Source organism: Pseudomonas haemolytica, from assembly GCF_009659625.1.
Classification (GTDB): Bacteria; Pseudomonadota; Gammaproteobacteria; order Pseudomonadales; family Pseudomonadaceae; genus Aquipseudomonas; species Aquipseudomonas haemolytica.
Genome location: NZ_VOIW01000001.1, coordinates 637,704 through 654,310, shown reverse-complemented (window position 1 = coordinate 654,310; position 16,607 = coordinate 637,704). Strand labels below are relative to the sequence as shown.

Below are 16,607 nucleotides of genomic sequence, written 5' to 3'. Positions count from 1 at the left end.
GATAAAAAGGAAAGCCGATCGATGCCCCAGGTGGATCCCGAACTCTTCGACCGTGGCCAGTTCCAGGCCGAGCTGGCACTGAAAGCGAGCCCCATCGCCGCTTTCAAGAAGGCCATCCGCCAAGCCCGCGAGGTGCTCGACGCGCGGTTTCGCAGTGGCCGGGACATCCGTCGCCTGATCGAGGACCGTGCCTGGTTCGTCGATAACATCCTGCAAAAGGCCTGGGAACAGTTCAGCTGGAGTGCAGACGCCGATATCGCCCTGGTGGCCGTCGGCGGCTACGGTCGCGGCGAACTGCACCCCTACTCCGACATCGACCTGCTGATACTGCTGGGCGGCGCCGACCATGAGATCTTTCGCGATTCCATCGAGCGCTTTCTAACGCTGCTGTGGGACATCGGCCTGGAAGTCGGCCAAAGCGTGCGCTCGGTAGACGAATGCGCCGAAGAGGCCCGCGCCGACCTGACGGTCATCACCAACCTGATGGAAAGCCGTACCATCGCCGGCCCCGAGCGCCTGCGCCAGCGCATGCTTGAGGTCACCAGCACCGCACACATGTGGCCGAGCAAGGATTTTTTCCTGGCCAAGCGCGCCGAACAGAAGGCGCGACACCACAAGTACAACGACACCGAATACAACCTGGAACCCAACGTCAAAGGCTCCCCTGGCGGGTTGCGGGATATCCAGACGATTTTGTGGGTGGCGCGCCGCCAATACGGCACGTTGAACCTGCGCGCCCTGGCCGGTGAAGGCTTCCTCGTAGAGAGCGAAAACGCCCTGCTGGCCTCGTCCCAGGAGTTCCTGTGGAAGGTACGCTACGCCCTGCACATGCTCGCCGGGCGCTCCGAAGACCGCCTGCTGTTCGATCACCAGCGCTCCATCGCCACCCTGCTGGGTTTCGAGGGTGAAGATGCGAAGACCAGCATCGAAAGCTTCATGCAGCAGTATTACCGGGTGGTCATGAGCATTGCCCAGCTCAGCGACCTGATCATTCAGCACTTCGAGGAGGTGATCCTGGCCCCCGAAGACGAAGCGCCGCCGCAGCCGATCAATGCGCGGTTCCAACTGCACGACGGCTATATCGAGGCACGCAACGACAACGTGTTCCGCCGCACCCCGTTCGCCATGCTGGAAATCTTCGTATTAATGGCCCAGCAGCCGGAAATCAAAGGCGTGCGCGCCGACACCATCCGCCTGCTGCGGGAAAACCGTCATCTGATCGATGACGCCTTTCGCAACGATATCCGCAATACCAGCCTGTTTATCGAACTGTTCAAGTGCCGCATCGGCATCCATCGCAACCTGCGGCGCATGAACCGCTACGGCATTCTCGGGCGCTACCTGCCGGAGTTCGGCTTCATCGTCGGGCAAATGCAACACGACCTGTTCCACATCTACACCGTCGATGCCCACACCCTGAACCTGATCAAGCACCTGCGTAAATTGCAGTACACCCAGGTGTCAGAGAAATTCCCGCTGGCCAGCAAATTGATGGCCAGGTTGCCCAAGCCTGAGCTGATCTACCTGGCAGGCCTGTATCACGATATCGGCAAGGGCCGGCATGGTGATCACTCGGAAATCGGCGCAGTGGACGCTGAAGCCTTCTGCCAGCGCCATCAGCTGCCCCAGTGGGATAGCAGCCTGATTGTCTGGCTGGTGCAGAACCACCTGGTGATGTCGACCACCGCCCAGCGCAAGGACTTGTCTGACCCGCAGGTGATTCACGACTTTGCTGGAATCGTCGGTGATGAAACCCGTCTCGACTACCTGTACGTGCTGACCGTCTCCGACATCAACGCCACCAACCCCACGTTGTGGAACTCCTGGCGTGCCAGCCTGTTGCGCCAGTTGTACACCGAGACCAAGCGCGCCCTGCGTCGTGGCCTGGAGAACCCGGTGGACCGCGAAGAGCAGATCCGCCGCACCCAAAGCGCGGCCCTGGATATTCTGGTGCGCGGCGGCAACGACCCGGACGACGTCGAACAACTCTGGTCGCAACTGGGTGACGATTATTTCCTGCGCCACACCGCCGGCGACGTGGCCTGGCACAGCGACGCGATCCTGCAGCAACCAGCCGATGGCGGCCCACTGGTGCTGATCAAGGAAACCACCCAGCGCGAATTCGAAGGCGGCACGCAGATCTTCATCTATGCGCCGGACCAGCACGACTTCTTCGCCGTGACCGTGGCGGCCATGGACCAGCTCAACCTGAACATCCACGACGCCCGGGTCATTACCTCCAGCAGCCAGTTCACCCTCGACACCTACATCGTGCTCGACACTGACGGCGACTCGATTGGCGACAACCCCGTGCGAGTGAAAAAGATCCGCGAAGGCCTGACCGAAGCCCTGCGCAACCCGGACGACTATCCAACCATCATCCAGCGCCGGGTGCCGCGCCAGCTCAAGCATTTTGCCTTTGCGCCTCAGGTGACCATTTCCAACGACGCCCAGCGCCCGGTGACGGTGCTGGAGCTCAGCGCGCCGGATCGCCCAGGGCTGCTGGCACGCATCGGCGGGATATTCCTGGAGTTCGATCTGTCATTGCAGAACGCCAAGATTGCGACCCTCGGCGAGCGGGTGGAAGACGTGTTCTTTATTACCGATGCCGACAACCAACCATTGTCCGACCCGGAGCTGTGCCGACGCTTGCAGGACGCCATCGTCCAGCAATTGAGCGTGACCCAGGAGCCCGGCGTCGAGCTCACGCGCCTGACTATATGAACACCTGATTTCACTGTGGAGTGGGCTTGTGTGGGAGCGGGCTTGCTCGCGAAAGCAGTGTGTCAGCCACACATACATTGACTGATGCACCGCATTCGCGAGCAAGCCCGCTCCCACATTTGAATTGCTTTGCCTAACAGACCGCATGCTTTCAACCGAATTTGACGAGATTTGCGATGAACAACGCCCTGAACCAACTGCAACCCTACCCGTTCGAGAAACTGCGCGCCCTGCTCGGCAGCGTCACGCCAAACCCGGACAAACGCCCGATCGCACTGTCCATTGGCGAGCCGAAGCACAAATCCCCGGCATTCGTGGCCAAGGCGCTGGCTGACAACCTCGACCAAATGGCTGTGTACCCGACCACCCTGGGCATCCCGGCCCTGCGCGAGTCCATCGGTGCCTGGTGTGAACGTCGCTTCAACGTACCCAAGGGCTGGCTGGACCCGGCGCGCAATATCCTTCCGGTCAACGGCACCCGCGAAGCCCTGTTCGCCTTTACCCAAACCGTGGTCAATCGCAGCGACGATGCGCTGGTGATAAGCCCGAACCCGTTCTACCAAATCTACGAAGGCGCTGCGTTCCTGGCCGGGGCCAAGCCGCACTACCTGCCGTGCCTGGATACCAATGGCTTCAACCCGGATTTCGAGGCGGTCTCGCCAGATATCTGGAAACGTTGCCAGATCCTGTTCCTGTGTTCCCCAGGCAACCCGACTGGCGCGCTGATCCCGGTCGACACGTTGAAAAAACTCATCGCCCTGGCCGACGAATACGACTTCGTGATCGCCGCCGACGAGTGCTACAGCGAACTCTACTTCGATGAGCAAACCCCACCGCCCGGTCTGCTCAGCGCTTGTGTCGAACTGGGCCGCCAGGACTTCAAGCGTTGCGTGGTATTCCACAGCCTGTCCAAGCGCTCCAATCTGCCGGGCCTGCGCTCCGGCTTCGTGGCCGGCGATGCCGATATTCTCAAGGCATTCCTGCTGTATCGCACTTACCACGGCTGCGCGATGCCGGTACAAACCCAACTTGCCAGCATCGCCGCCTGGCAGGATGAGGCCCACGTACAAGCCAACCGTGACCTGTACCGAGAGAAGTTCGACGCAGTGCTAGCCATCCTCAAACCAGTGCTGGATGTACAGAGCCCGGACGGTGGTTTTTATTTGTGGCCGAACGTGAATGGCGACGATGCCACCTTCTGCCGGGACTTGTTCGTGGAGGAACACGTGACCGTGGTGCCGGGCTCGTACCTGTCGCGGGAAGTCGATGGTTTCAACCCTGGCGCGGGGCGTGTGCGCATGGCATTGGTCGCTCCGTTGGCCGAATGCGTGGAAGCCGCGGAACGGATTCGCGACTTCATCCAGCGCCGCGCTTGACGGGCATGCCGCTCCCACCCAGTGGGGGCGGCTGTTACAGATGCATCTTGCAACTCATCAGCAGGAACAGAAATTCAACCGCCCCCCACCTAAGCGCATCTGCCCTGAACGCTTTGGTGAAAATTGATGTTATTCAATACCTCCCCACTTTTCGTACCGCACCAGGCTGTGCACGCCACCATTGATCAATCTTTCGAAGAACCACTTCCACTGCTGAGCCGAAATAAACGCGGCGTAGCGTTTGGGGAAAAAACCTGGCCTCAACATGCGGTGTTGAATATCGCGTTATTGAACATGACCAACGACCAGAAAGACCTGGTAAAACACAACATTAACCAATGGGCGCCCTATACCAACCTCTACTTCAAGTTTACTGACGGTCCTCACGGTGACCTCAGGATAACTGCAGACAATAACGCCAGCTCGGGATGGTCAAAGATAGGCACCGATGCAAAGTACGTCCTACTCACTAAACCTACCATGAGCATTGGTTTCAAGGGTTCGCCGACAGAAGTTGCCGCCCAGATCCAGCATGAGTTCGGCCATGGGTTAGGCTTGAAACATGAACAACAGCATCCCGACCGAACCCTGCAACTCGATAAAAACAATATTTACGAAGAGTTTGAATTACGCGGAAGATTTCCATGGGAGGCGGATATCGCGATCATTCAGACCTTGCCGCGCGATCAAGTAACAACCTCCCCCTATGATGTGAAATCCATCATGCACTACGGGTTTCCCGCATCCAGACTGAGCAACGGCCATGCTATCGAGCGTAATACACACCTGTCCGAAGGAGACAAGCGTTTCGTGCGGGCACTTTATCCAGCGGATAATTCACCCTTGGGAAAACTGTTAGACACCGCCATCCGCGCCATGGTCAATACCCAAACTACTTGATACTTCCCAAGTTCGCTTCACTCATATCCAGGTCCGCCAATACTTCGCGAAGTACGTCGTCGCCGATCTGATGCTGGCGACTCAAACGATAAAGCTCCAGCCGCTGTGCACGCAGGGCCTTGAGCCGCAGCTTGCGCTCCAATTGATCCAGTTGCAGCGCCAATGCCTGGGCTTCTGCCGAATCGTTGAAGACCTCCAGTTGATGGCGGTATTCCGACATCAGCCGGGCCTTCAACTCAGTAGCCAATGCAGCCTGGGCGGCGTCAGGGGTTTCAGCTTCGGCAGGCTCTTCGGCCTCAAGCGCATGAATCGCCGCCACGGCGGTCTTTTTCCACGCCTCTCGCACCTCGTTGTGGCGCTTTTCATCCGGGCTCTTTTCAACGCCCCGCAACAACAGCGGCAGCGCGATACAGGCGGCAACCAGTGACAACAGGATCACGCCGGCCGCGATAAAGATCAGTAGATCGCGTTCAGGAAAATCCTGCCCCGGCGCCAGCAGCAAAGGCACCGACATGACACCCGCCAAGGTCACCGCACCGCGCACACCGCCGACGGTCAGTAACCAGCAGGAACGGGCAGTCGGCACCAGCGTCAACGCGTTTTTCCCGCGCAGCCTGCGCAGTAACCCCGACAGTCGCCAGATGCTCTGCACCCAGATAAAGCGCAATACCACCAGCACCAGAAAGATCGCCACCACGTCCAGGCAGCGATACAACAGGGTGGGCCACAGCGTGGTTTCATGGCTGACCACGGCCTTGATGATGTCCGGCAGTTGCAGGCCAAGCAGCAGGAAGATCAGGCCATTGAAGGCAAACTCCAGCAACGACCAGACACTGCGGTTGAGCAAGCGCGTACTGGTCTGGCGTGGCAACAGATCGAGCCAGCTTTGCATCATGCCCGCCGCCACCGCTGAGAGAATGCCCGACGCGCCCAGGCGTTCAGCCAATACGTAGGCAGCAAAGGGCAGCAATAACATGAGTACCACATGGGTCGCTGGATCATCCCAGCCCCGCGCGATCATCCAGGCGCGCAAACGTCCCACCAGCCAGCTCAGCGCCACGCCCACCGCCAGACCACCCACGGCAACCAGCACAAAAGTCAGGCTGGCATCCGCCAGGGAAAATACGCCGGTCAACGCTGCCGCCAGGGCGAACTTGAAGGTCACCAGGCCCGACGCGTCATTCATCAACGCCTCGCCCTGAAGCATATGCATCAGCGGCTTGGGCAAACGATTCTGGGAAATGGCCGACACCGCGACGGCATCCGTCGGTGATAAAACCGCTGCCAGGGCGAAGGCGACCGGTAACGGGATCGTCGGTAATATCCAATGAATGAAGTAGCCGGCGCCCACTACGGTGAACAACACCAGCCCCACCGCCAACGTCAGGATTGGCCCGCGCAATTGCCACAATTCACGCTTGGGCATGCGCCAGCCATCGGAAAACAGCAGCGGAGGCAGGAACAAAAACAGGAACAGCTCCGGGTCCAACGCCACGTGCAGCCCCAGCGTGGGCCAGGCCAACAAGGCGCCGGCGGCAATCTGCACCAAGGGCAGCGGCAGAGGAATGACTCGCCCGACAAGGCGCGAAACGCTGACCAGCATCAGCAGGATAAGAACGGTGTAGGCGGTTTGCATAACGCGGGTTTCCCGGACAATCGACTTGCAACGACACACTTGAGGCAACAACTTGCCGTTGAAGTGCCATATTACCCGGCTATGTTATCCGCTTAGGTTACGCGCTGGCTTTTGCACAAAAGTCGCACGATGCTGACGAGCGGCGCCGAAACCTGCTGGTCGTGGCATAATCCGTGATCTTTCATTTTTCATTCGTCCAAAGGGGGGCAATTCCTTGACCGCTTCAAGCAAAACCTTGCACCTTTTCGGCATCAAAGCCTGCGACACCATGAAAAAGGCGCGCACCTGGCTCGATGAGCACGCGGTGAGCTATGAGTTCCATGACTACAAAACGGCCGGTATCGACCGCGAACACTTGACCCAATGGTGCAACGAGCACGGTTGGCAGGTGGTTTTGAACCGTGCGGGCACCACCTTTCGCAAACTCGAAGACGAACGCAAAGCCGATCTCGATCAGTCGAAAGCCATTGAATTGATGCTCGCACAACCCTCGATGATCAAGCGCCCGGTGCTCGATCTCGGTGACAGAACCCTGATTGGCTTCAAGCCAGAAAGTTATTCGGCGGCTCTCAAGTAGGCCAGCCTTCCATTTTTGTAGAGGTAAAAGCATGTCCCATTCCCTGTTCAGCCTGGGCTTCGGCGTCGGCACTCAGAACCGCCAAGGTGCTTGGCTGGAAGTGTTTTACGCACAACCGTTGCTCAACCCGTCGGCCGAGATCGTGGCCGCCGTCGCGCCGATCCTCGGTTACACCGAAGGTAACCAGGCGATCACGTTCACCATCAGCCAGGCGCTGCAGCTGGCGGATGCACTCAAGAACGTCGACGCCACCCAAGCCGCGCTGTTAAATCGCCTGGCTGAAAGCCACACGCCACTGGTTGCCACACTGTTGGCCGAAGACGCCGCACTGACCTCCACACCTGAGGCCTACCTCAAGCTGCACCTGCTGTCCCACCGTCTGGTCAAGCCCCACGGCCTGAACTTGGCTGGTGTGTTCCCGCAATTGCCGAACGTGGCCTGGACCAGCCAGGGCGCCATCGACATCGCCGAACTGGCTGAACGCCAACTCGAAGCGCGCCTGCGTGGCGAGTTGCTGGAAGTGTTCTCGGTGGACAAGTTCCCGAAAATGACCGACTACGTGGTACCGGCCGGCGTGCGCATCGCTGACGCTGCGCGTATCCGCCTGGGCGCCTACGTGGGCGAAGGCACTACCGTGATGCACGAAGGTTTCATCAACTTCAACGCCGGCACCGAAGGCCCGGGCATGATCGAGGGCCGTGTATCGGCAGGCGTATTCGTCGGCAAGGGCTCGGACCTGGGCGGCGGTTGCTCCACCATGGGCACCCTGTCGGGCGGCGGCAATATCGTGATCAAGGTGGGCGAAGGCTGCCTGATCGGAGCCAACGCCGGTACCGGTATCCCATTGGGCGACCGCAACACCGTGGAGTCGGGCCTGTACATCACCGCCGGCACCAAGGTTGCCCTGCTCGACGAACAGAACCAACTGGTCAAGGTGGTCAAGGCACGCGAGCTGGCGGGTCAACCGGACCTGCTGTTCCGCCGTAACTCCGAGACCGGTGCCGTGGAGTGCAAAACCCACAAATCGGCCATCGAACTGAACGAAGCGCTGCACGCTCACAACTAAGCAGCCACTCGATGCCACTAGCGGGCCGCGCCTTCGGGGCGGCTCGCTTATACGAGTCTTGATCACCATGCTTGTGCCCTCCCCCTGGCGCGCCGATTTCCCGGCCATCGCCACCCTGCAACGGCAGGACCAGACCTATCTGGACAACGCCGCCACCACGCAAAAACCCCAAGCCCTGTTGGATGCCATCAGCCATTACTACGCCAATGGCGCAGCCAATGTGCACCGCGCCCAGCATTTGCCCGGGGCCCATGCGACCCAGGCCTTTGAAGACAGTCGCAGCAAGGTCGCGCAGTGGTTGAACGCAGGTGATAACGGGCAGATCGTGTTTACCCATGGCGCTACCTCTGCGCTGAACCTCCTGGCCTACGGCCTGGAACACTTATTCAATGCGGGCGATGAGATTGCCATCAGCGCCCTGGAACACCACGCCAACCTGCTGCCCTGGCAGCAACTGGCCAAACGCCGCGCGCTCTCGCTGGTGGTATTGCCCTTGGGCGATGACGGTGTGATCGATCTTGAAGCTGCGGCCACCTTGATCGGCCCGCGCACGCGCCTGTTAGCTGTGAGCCAGTTGTCCAATGTGCTCGGCGCCTGGCAGCCGCTGGAAGCCTTGCTGGCAATGGCCCAGGCACATGGCGCCCTCACTGTGGTGGATGGCGCCCAGGGCATCGTGCATGGCCGCCATGACGTACAGGCCCTGGGCTGCGACTTCTATGTATTTTCCAGCCATAAACTCTACGGCCCGGACGGCGTCGGCGTGCTGTATGGGCGCAACGAGATGCTGCATCACCTGCGCCACTGGCAGTTCGGCGGAGAGATGGTGCAACAGGCGGATTACCAGAGCGCCAGTTTCCGCCCCGCGCCCCTGGGCTTCGAAGCCGGCACTCCGCCGATTGCCAGCGTCATCGGTCTGGGCGCGACCCTGGACTACCTGAATTCACTGGATCAACCCGCCGTCATCGCCCATGAAGCGGCGCTGCACGACTACCTGTTGCGTGGGCTGAAAGCACGCAATGGCGTACGCGTACTCGGCTCGCCGCAAGTGGCATTGGTTAGCTTCGTGGTGGACGGCGTGCACAATGCCGACCTGGCCCACCTGTTGACCGAACAAGGCATTGCCGTGCGGGCCGGGCACCATTGCGCGATGCCACTGCTCAAGGCGCTGCACTTATCCGGGGCGATTCGCGTGTCCCTGGCGCTGTACAACGATTCCGATGACCTGGAGCGCTTTTTTGAAGCGTTGGACCAGGCGCTGGACATGTTGCGATGAGCTTGCCAGTTGACGCAGTGGCGGCACTGGAAGCATTTCAGGCCGTCGCCAGCTGGGAACAGCGCGCCCGCCTGCTGATGCAATGGGGCGAGCGGCTGCCCGTCTTGGCGGATGACGAAAAGGTCGACGCCAACCTGGTACAAGGCTGCGAAAGCCTGGTGTGGTTGGTGGGGCGCTTGCAGGACGGTCATTGGCAGTTTGCCGCCAGCAGCGAGGCGCGGATGATTCGTGGGTTGGTAGCGCTGTTGTTGGCGCGGGTCAACGGGTTGTCGGCGGCTGAGTTGCAGGCGGTTGACCTGCCTGACTGGTTTGCACAGTTGGGGCTGTCCCGCCAACTCTCCCCGTCACGCAGCAATGGCCTGAATGCAGTCCTGCAGCGCATGCGCGAACTAAGCCGTACACACAACTAAATGTGGGAGGGGGCTTGCTCCCGATTGCAGAGTGTCAGTCACTGAATAAGCCGACTGACACACCGTAATCGGGAGCAAGCCCCCTCCCACACTTGGATCTGTGTTCGGCAGTGGGATCTAGGTGGGCTTGACCCGCTCCGAAGGCCTGCGCACTCCAGCCACAATCTTGTCCACCGCCTTGGTCGCCGCCACCATGCCGAACGTGGCGGTCACCATCATCACCGCGCCAAACCCTCCCGCACAGTCAAGCTTCACCCCATCGCCGACAAAACTCTTCTGCAAACAAATGCTGCCATCGGGCTTGGGGTAGCGCAGTTGCTCGGTTGAAAACACGCAGGGCACGCTGTAATGGCGGGTCACCGTGCGCGAGAAGCCGTAGTCACGCCGCAGTGTGGAGCGCACTTTCGAGGCCAGCGGGTCATTGAAGGTGCGGTTCAGGTCGCAGACCTGGATCAGCGTCGGGTCAATCTGCCCACCGGCGCCGCCGGTGGTGATGATCTGGATCTTGCGGCGCTTGCACCAGGCAATCAGCGCCGCCTTGGCGTTGACGGCGTCGATGCAGTCGATCACGCAATCGATGTTCGGGGTGATGTACTCGGCCATGGTGTCGCGGGTGACGAAGTCCGCCACTGCATGCACTGTGCAATCGGGGTTGATCGCGCGCAGGCGCTCGGCCATCACTTCGACCTTGGGCTTGCCCACGGTGCTGTCCAGCGCGTGCAACTGGCGGTTGCTGTTGCTGACGCAGACATCGTCCAGGTCAAACAGCGAAATCTCGCCCACCCCGCAACGGGCCATTGCTTCCGCCGCCCAGGAGCCCACGCCACCGACGCCGACAATTGCCACATGGGCCGCCTTCAAGCGTTCCAGGCCTTCAATGCCGTACAAGCGGGCGACGCCTGCAAACCGCGGATCTTCTGTACTCATGATCATTACCCCAAAAACCGGCGCGCATTATAGGACTACGCAGCGACAAGTTTTAAGCTACAAGCTACAAGTAAGAGAACTTACGACGAGTTGCACTGCCCAAAGTCGGGTTTTTCTCGGCTTGCTGTACGCTCAGTGAAAGGCCAGTGTAGGATGCGCGCCGTTCGGCGTAGGCCGGCACCTCTTTTCGTTCCACACCTTTTGGAACCCGAAATAGCTATGTCATCGCGTAAATTTGGACTCAACCTGGTAGTAGTGCTGGCAATTGCCGCGCTGTTCACCGGCTTCTGGGCGCTGATCAACCGCCCGGTCACGACCCCCAACTGGCCTGAACAGATCTCCGGTTTTTCCTACTCGCCGTTCCAGCAAGGCCAGTACCCGCAGAAAAACCAGTTCCCGACTGACGAGCAGATGCGTCAGGACCTGGCGATCATGAGCAAGCTGACGGACAACATCCGTACCTACTCGGTCGACGGTACCCTGGGCGATATCCCCAAGCTGGCCGAAGAGTTCGGTCTGCGCGTGACGCTGGGGATCTGGATCAGCCCGGACCTGGAGCGCAACGAGCGGGAAATCCAGCGCGCCATCGAGATTGCCAACAACTCCCGCAGCGTTGTGCGTGTAGTGGTCGGCAACGAAGCGTTGTTCCGTGAAGAAATCACCCCCGAAGACCTGATCGTACTGCTCGACCGCGTACGCGCCGCCGTGAAAGTGCCGGTGACCACCTCCGAGCAATGGCACATCTGGGAGCACAACCCGCAACTGGCCAATCACGTCGACCTGATCGCCGCGCACATCCTGCCGTTCTGGGAATTCATTCCCATGGACAAGGCCGGCCAGTACGTAATCGACCGCGCCAAAGAACTGAAGAAAGCGTTCCCGAAGAAGCCGCTGCTGCTGTCGGAAGTTGGCTGGCCGAGCAACGGCCGTATGCGCGGCGGTAATGAATCATCCCCGGCAGACCAGGCGATTTACCTGCGTACGCTAGTGAACAAGCTCAACCGCCAGGGTTACAACTATTTCGTGATCGAAGCCTTTGACCAGCCGTGGAAGGTCAGCGACGAAGGCTCGGCGGGCGCGTATTGGGGGGTGTTCAACGCCGCACGCCAGCAGAAATTCAACTTTGAAGGACCGGTGGTGGCGATCCCGCAGTGGCGGGTGCTGGCCATTGGTTCGGTGGTGCTTGCGCTGCTGTCCCTGACCCTGTTGATGATCGACGGCTCGGCCCTGCGCCAGCGCGGCCGTACCTTCCTGACGTTTATTGCATTTCTGTGTGGGTCGGTGCTGGTCTGGATCGGCTACGACTACAGCCAGCAATACAGCACATGGTTCAGCGTGACCGTCGGTATCTTGCTGGCACTCGGCGCCCTTGGCGTGTTTATCGTCTTGCTGACTGAAGCCCACGAACTGGCAGAAGCGGTGTGGACTCACAAGCGCCGGCGTGAATTCCTGCCGGTGGAAGGCGACTCGGACTACCGCCCGAAAGTGTCGATCCATGTGCCGTGCTACAACGAGCCGCCAGAGATGGTCAAACAGACCCTCGACGCCCTGGCCGCCCTCGATTACCCGGACTACGAAGTCCTGATCATCGACAACAACACCAAGGACCCGGCAGTGTGGGAACCGGTGCGTGATTACTGCGAAACCCTGGGCCCGCGCTTCAAGTTCTTCCACGTCGCGCCCCTGGCTGGCTTCAAGGGCGGCGCGTTGAACTACCTGATCCCGCACACCGCCAAGGATGCCGAAGTGATCGCGGTGATCGACTCGGACTACTGCGTATCGCCGAACTGGCTCAAGCACATGGTGCCGCACTTCGCCGACCCGAAAATCGCCGTGGTGCAGTCGCCCCAGGATTATCGCGACCAGAACGAAAGCACCTTCAAGAAGCTCTGCTACGCCGAATACAAAGGCTTCTTCCATATCGGCATGGTCACCCGCAACGACCGTGACGCGATCATCCAGCACGGCACCATGACCATGACCCGTCGTTCGGTGCTCGAAGAACTCGGCTGGGCCGACTGGTGCATCTGTGAAGACGCCGAACTGGGCCTGCGCGTGTTCGAGAAAGGCCTGTCGGCGGCGTATTACCACGACAGCTACGGTAAGGGCTTGATGCCCGATACCTTTATCGACTTCAAGAAGCAGCGTTTCCGCTGGGCCTATGGCGCTATCCAGATCATCAAGCGTCACACCGCCAGCCTGATACGTGGCAAGGACACCGAGCTGACCCGTGGCCAGCGTTACCACTTCCTCGCCGGCTGGTTGCCGTGGGTGGCGGATGGCATGAACATTTTCTTCACCGTCGGTGCCCTGTTGTGGTCCGCAGCGATGATCATCGTGCCGACCCGGGTCGACCCACCGTTGCTGATTTTCGCCATCCCACCCTTGGCGTTGTTTGTGTTCAAGGTCGGCAAAATCATCTTCCTCTACCGTCGCGCGGTAGGCGTGAACTTGAAAGATGCGTTCTGTGCGGCCCTGGCGGGGCTGGCGTTGTCCCACACCATCGCCAAAGCGGTGTTGTATGGCTTCTTCACCACCAGTATTCCGTTCTTTCGTACACCGAAAAATGCGGATAACCACGGCTTCTGGGTGGCGATCTCCGAAGCCCGCGAAGAAATGTTCATCATGCTGCTGCTGTGGGGCGCGGCGCTGGGGATCTACCTGGTACAGGGCCTGCCTAGCAATGACATACGCTTCTGGGTGGTGATGCTGCTGGTGCAATCGCTGCCGTACGTGGCTGCGCTGATCATGGCGTTCCTGTCGTCGCTGCCCAAACCGGTAGCGAAGGCGGAGCCTGTCACTACGGTGTAAAAACTTGCGCAATGCACTAAACGGCGGCCTCTGGCCGCCGTTTTGCTATAAGATAACGGCCGTTTTATGACACTTGGCGCAAGCCCAGCTCCCACATTGAATTGTTTTGTGTTTCATATTCGCCCTGCGCCTACCACACGCTTTCCGGAGTTTTCCCATGACGGCCCACGCCGACCTTTCGCCGACCCTTCAACTCGCTATCGACCTGATCCGTCGCCCCTCAGTGACGCCGGTCGACGCCGATTGCCAGAAGCTGATGATGCAGCGCCTGGGCGACGCCGGTTTTGCGCTGGAACCTATGCGCATCTTCGATGTGGACAATTTCTGGGCCACCCACGGCAAGCACGAAGGCCCGGTGCTGTGCTTCGCGGGTCACACCGATGTGGTACCCACCGGCCCGGTGCAGGCCTGGCAGAACGACCCGTTCGATGCGTTGATCGATGAAAACGGCATGCTCTGCGGCCGCGGTGCGGCAGACATGAAAGGCAGCCTGGCGGCGATGCTGGTGGCCGCGGAACGCTTCGTCAGCGACTACCCGGACCACAAGGGTTCGGTCGCCTTCCTGATCACCAGCGACGAAGAAGGCCCGGCGCACCACGGCACCAAGGCGGTGATCGAACGCCTGGCCGCGCGCAAGGAACGCCTGGACTGGTGCATCGTCGGCGAACCATCGAGCACGACTCTGGTGGGCGACGTGGTCAAGAACGGCCGTCGCGGCTCCCTCGGCGCCACCTTGACCGTGCGTGGTGTGCAGGGCCACGTGGCCTACCCGCACCTGGCGAAAAACCCGATCCACCTGGCCGCACCGGCCCTGGCCGAATTGGCCGCCGAGCATTGGGATGACGGCAACGCCTTCTTCCCGCCGACCAGTTTCCAGATCTCCAACCTCAATTCCGGTACCGGCGCCACCAACGTGATCCCCGGTGACCTGACGGCGGTGTTCAACTTCCGCTTCTCCACAGAGTCCACCGTCGAGGGCCTGCAACAGCGGGTTGCGGCAATCCTGGATAAACATGGCCTGGATTGGCATGTGGAGTGGGCACTGTCGGGCTTGCCGTTTCTCACCGAGCCGGGTGCTCTGCTGGATGCGGTGTCGGCCAGCATCAAGGCAATCACCGGGCGTGAGACCAAGGCGTCTACCAGCGGCGGTACCTCCGATGGGCGCTTCATTGCCACGTTGGGCACCCAAGTGGTCGAACTGGGCCCGGTCAATGCGACGATCCACCAGGTCAACGAGCGCATCCTGGCCAGCGACCTCGATGTGTTGACCGAAATCTATTACCAGACCCTGATCAAGTTGCTCGCCTGATGCTTGCCTGCCCCATTTGCAGCGCACCGCTGAACGCGGTGGACAATGGCGTGGCGTGCCCGCTCGGGCACCGTTTCGACCGCGCGCGCCAGGGTTACCTGAACCTGTTGCCGGTGCAGCACAAAAACAGCCGCGACCCTGGCGACAACCTGGCCATGGTCGAGGCGCGCCGCGACTTTCTCAACGCCGGGCACTATGCGCCGGTAGCCAAGCGCCTGGCCGAACTGGCTGGCGAACGCGCACCGCAGCGCTGGGTGGACATCGGTTGTGGCGAGGGTTACTACACCGCGCAAATCGCCGACGCCCTGCCCCAGGCCGATGGTTATGCCCTGGATATCTCCAAGGAGGCCGTCAAGCGCGCATGCAAGCGCAACCCGGCGCTGACCTGGTTGATCGCCAGCATGGCCCGCGTGCCATTGGCCGATGCCAGTTGCCAGTTCCTCGCGAGCGTGTTCAGCCCGTTGGACTGGCAAGAGGCCAAGCGCCTGCTCAGCCCCGGCGGCGGCTTGATGAAGGTCGGCCCGACCAGCGGCCACCTGATGGAGCTGCGCGAACGCCTGTACGACGAAGTACGCGAGTACACCGACGACAAACACCTGGCCCTGGTGCCGGACGGCATGAGCCTTGCGCACAGTGAAACCCTGGAATTCACCCTGAGCCTGGCCGACCCCAAGGACCGCGCCAACCTGCTGGCGATGACGCCCCACGGCTGGCGTGCCAGTGCCGAGCGCCGTAGCGAGGTGATCGAGGCGCCTGAGCCGCTGCAGGTCACGGTGTCGATGCGCTACGATTATTTCGTGCTTCAATAACTGACTTTCAAGCATCCGCGAATGGATTTTCGAATCCCGCAACGAGGAACATCCATGCGCCAACCCGATATTGAGATTTACCTGAAAGACGCCGACGTCGACTACAAGGCCATCGCCGCCTGGCTGGGCGCCGCCCTGGGCCAATGCACTGACTGGGTCCAGCAAGGCCAGACCTACAAGTGCAAGGCTGGCAGCGTGCCGGTTACCTGGCTGCCGAAAGCCGTCGGCAAGTGGAACAGCCTGTTCCTGGACAGCGACCAGACCCCGTGGGAAGACGACATCGCCTGCGCCCGCGCCGCGTTTGCCGCGCTGAACGTCGAAGTGCGCTGCGCGCCGGGGACGTGGGTTGAGGAAGAAGGTGAGGAAAGTGCTGACACCTGGATTCGCATCAGTGAAGACGGTGAAGAGCAGATCACCTGGAAAACTGCCTGATCCTGAATTGCGAACCCAATCAAATGTGGGAGGGGGCTTGCTCCCGATAGCGTTGTGTCAGGCACTGAATACATTGCCTGATACTCCGCCATCGGGAGCAAGCCCCCTACCACATGGGTTCAGTGCTGAACTTACAAACCGACCACATCCTCCGCCTGCAACCCCTTCTCGCCCGTCACCACGGCGTATTCCACCTGCTGACCCTCGGCCAGCGAGCGGTGGCCGTCACCGCGAATGGCGCGGTAGTGCACAAACACATCCTTGCCGTCTTCACGCTGGATAAAGCCGTAGCCCTTTGCATCGTTGAACCACTTCACATTGCCGGTTTCGCGCGTTGCCATCAGTTCACTCCCACTG

At 60.5% G+C, this 16,607-nt stretch carries 14 protein-coding genes; 11 read left to right on the top strand and 3 right to left on the bottom strand.

Features of this window, described 5'->3' with window-relative positions; translation table 11 throughout:
• The first annotated feature begins 21 nt into the window (after positions 1-21).
• From FRT59_RS02955 to FRT59_RS02945, 3 genes are all read left to right on the top strand, one after another.
• Complete coding sequence (locus tag FRT59_RS02955) at positions 22-2,724, top strand: [protein-PII] uridylyltransferase (RefSeq protein ID WP_153870359.1); 2,703 nt, start codon at positions 22-24, stop codon at positions 2,722-2,724.
• Positions 2,725-2,900: 176 nt separating this feature from the next.
• A complete protein-coding gene (gene dapC, locus FRT59_RS02950; protein ID WP_153870358.1) occupies positions 2,901-4,100 on the top strand; it encodes a succinyldiaminopimelate transaminase in 1,200 nt (399 codons plus the stop codon).
• A 126-nt stretch (positions 4,101-4,226) separates the two neighbouring features.
• On the top strand, positions 4,227-5,000 hold the full coding sequence (locus FRT59_RS02945) for a M12 family metallopeptidase (RefSeq protein WP_153870357.1): 774 nt from the start codon (positions 4,227-4,229) through the stop codon (positions 4,998-5,000).
• On the opposite strand, the gene FRT59_RS02940 is transcribed toward FRT59_RS02945, so the two are convergent.
• Positions 4,993-6,636 (bottom strand): Na+/H+ antiporter, encoded by a 1,644-nt coding sequence (locus tag FRT59_RS02940; protein ID WP_034118446.1) that lies wholly within the window; start codon positions 6,634-6,636, stop codon positions 4,993-4,995. The genes FRT59_RS02945 and FRT59_RS02940 overlap by 8 nt on opposite strands.
• 268 nt (positions 6,637-6,904) lie before the next feature.
• Here FRT59_RS02940 and FRT59_RS02935 point away from each other — a divergent pair, with 268 nt between their 5' ends.
• The 4 genes from FRT59_RS02935 to FRT59_RS02920 all read left to right on the top strand — a co-directional run bounded on the left by FRT59_RS02935 (position 6,905) and on the right by FRT59_RS02920 (position 9,962).
• Positions 6,905-7,213: an arsenate reductase gene (locus FRT59_RS02935; RefSeq protein WP_231984831.1), complete on the top strand. Its 309-nt coding sequence runs from the start codon at positions 6,905-6,907 to the stop codon at positions 7,211-7,213.
• Positions 7,214-7,244: 31 nt separating this feature from the next.
• Entirely contained in the window at positions 7,245-8,279 is a 1,035-nt protein-coding gene (gene dapD, locus FRT59_RS02930; RefSeq protein WP_153870356.1) for a 2,3,4,5-tetrahydropyridine-2,6-dicarboxylate N-succinyltransferase, read from the top strand.
• A gap of 67 nt (positions 8,280-8,346) precedes the next feature.
• Complete coding sequence (locus FRT59_RS02925) at positions 8,347-9,552, top strand: aminotransferase class V-fold PLP-dependent enzyme (RefSeq protein ID WP_153870355.1); 1,206 nt, start codon at positions 8,347-8,349, stop codon at positions 9,550-9,552.
• Positions 9,549-9,962: a SufE family protein gene (locus tag FRT59_RS02920; protein WP_034118443.1), complete on the top strand. Its 414-nt coding sequence runs from the start codon at positions 9,549-9,551 to the stop codon at positions 9,960-9,962. The genes FRT59_RS02925 and FRT59_RS02920 overlap by 4 nt, the downstream gene beginning before the upstream one ends.
• A 117-nt stretch (positions 9,963-10,079) precedes the next feature.
• On the opposite strand, the gene tcdA is transcribed toward FRT59_RS02920, so the two are convergent.
• Positions 10,080-10,889, bottom strand: a complete 810-nt coding sequence (gene tcdA, locus FRT59_RS02915; RefSeq protein ID WP_046036662.1) for a tRNA cyclic N6-threonylcarbamoyladenosine(37) synthase TcdA — start codon at positions 10,887-10,889, stop codon at positions 10,080-10,082.
• A gap of 219 nt (positions 10,890-11,108) precedes the next feature.
• Here tcdA and FRT59_RS02910 point away from each other — a divergent pair, with 219 nt between their 5' ends.
• From FRT59_RS02910 to FRT59_RS02895, 4 genes are all read left to right on the top strand, one after another.
• Entirely contained in the window at positions 11,109-13,700 is a 2,592-nt protein-coding gene (locus tag FRT59_RS02910) for a glycosyltransferase (protein ID WP_034118441.1), read from the top strand.
• Between the two features lie 157 nt (positions 13,701-13,857).
• On the top strand, positions 13,858-15,009 hold the full coding sequence (gene dapE, locus FRT59_RS02905) for a succinyl-diaminopimelate desuccinylase (protein WP_034118440.1): 1,152 nt from the start codon (positions 13,858-13,860) through the stop codon (positions 15,007-15,009).
• Positions 15,009-15,818, top strand: a complete 810-nt coding sequence (locus FRT59_RS02900) for a putative RNA methyltransferase (RefSeq protein WP_153837610.1) — start codon at positions 15,009-15,011, stop codon at positions 15,816-15,818. The genes dapE and FRT59_RS02900 overlap by 1 nt, the downstream gene beginning before the upstream one ends.
• A gap of 54 nt (positions 15,819-15,872) precedes the next feature.
• The gene (locus FRT59_RS02895) at positions 15,873-16,250 is read left to right on the top strand and encodes a hypothetical protein (RefSeq protein WP_034118438.1); all 378 of its coding nucleotides are present in this window, start codon (positions 15,873-15,875) and stop codon (positions 16,248-16,250) included.
• 131 nt (positions 16,251-16,381) lie between these two features.
• Here the strand turns inward: FRT59_RS02895 and FRT59_RS02890 are convergent, their stop codons facing one another.
• Positions 16,382-16,591 carry a cold-shock protein gene (locus FRT59_RS02890; protein WP_032891681.1) on the bottom strand — a complete coding sequence of 70 codons (210 nt, stop codon included), beginning with the start codon at positions 16,589-16,591 and terminating at the stop codon, positions 16,382-16,384.
• Positions 16,592-16,607: the final 16 nt, after the last annotated feature.

Coding starts and splice junctions, on each gene's coding strand:
- FRT59_RS02955 (WP_153870359.1), top strand. CDS start 22: ATGCCCCAGGTGGATCCCGAACTCTTCGACCGTGGCCAGTTCCAGGCC.
- dapC (WP_153870358.1), top strand. CDS start 2,901: ATGAACAACGCCCTGAACCAACTGCAACCCTACCCGTTCGAGAAACTG.
- FRT59_RS02945 (WP_153870357.1), top strand. CDS start 4,227: ATGTTATTCAATACCTCCCCACTTTTCGTACCGCACCAGGCTGTGCAC.
- FRT59_RS02940 (WP_034118446.1), bottom strand. CDS start 6,636: ATGCAAACCGCCTACACCGTTCTTATCCTGCTGATGCTGGTCAGCGTT.
- FRT59_RS02935 (WP_231984831.1), top strand. CDS start 6,905: ATGAAAAAGGCGCGCACCTGGCTCGATGAGCACGCGGTGAGCTATGAG.
- dapD (WP_153870356.1), top strand. CDS start 7,245: ATGTCCCATTCCCTGTTCAGCCTGGGCTTCGGCGTCGGCACTCAGAAC.
- FRT59_RS02925 (WP_153870355.1), top strand. CDS start 8,347: ATGCTTGTGCCCTCCCCCTGGCGCGCCGATTTCCCGGCCATCGCCACC.
- FRT59_RS02920 (WP_034118443.1), top strand. CDS start 9,549: ATGAGCTTGCCAGTTGACGCAGTGGCGGCACTGGAAGCATTTCAGGCC.
- tcdA (WP_046036662.1), bottom strand. CDS start 10,889: ATGAGTACAGAAGATCCGCGGTTTGCAGGCGTCGCCCGCTTGTACGGC.
- FRT59_RS02910 (WP_034118441.1), top strand. CDS start 11,109: ATGTCATCGCGTAAATTTGGACTCAACCTGGTAGTAGTGCTGGCAATT.
- dapE (WP_034118440.1), top strand. CDS start 13,858: ATGACGGCCCACGCCGACCTTTCGCCGACCCTTCAACTCGCTATCGAC.
- FRT59_RS02900 (WP_153837610.1), top strand. CDS start 15,009: ATGCTTGCCTGCCCCATTTGCAGCGCACCGCTGAACGCGGTGGACAAT.
- FRT59_RS02895 (WP_034118438.1), top strand. CDS start 15,873: ATGCGCCAACCCGATATTGAGATTTACCTGAAAGACGCCGACGTCGAC.
- FRT59_RS02890 (WP_032891681.1), bottom strand. CDS start 16,591: ATGGCAACGCGCGAAACCGGCAATGTGAAGTGGTTCAACGATGCAAAG.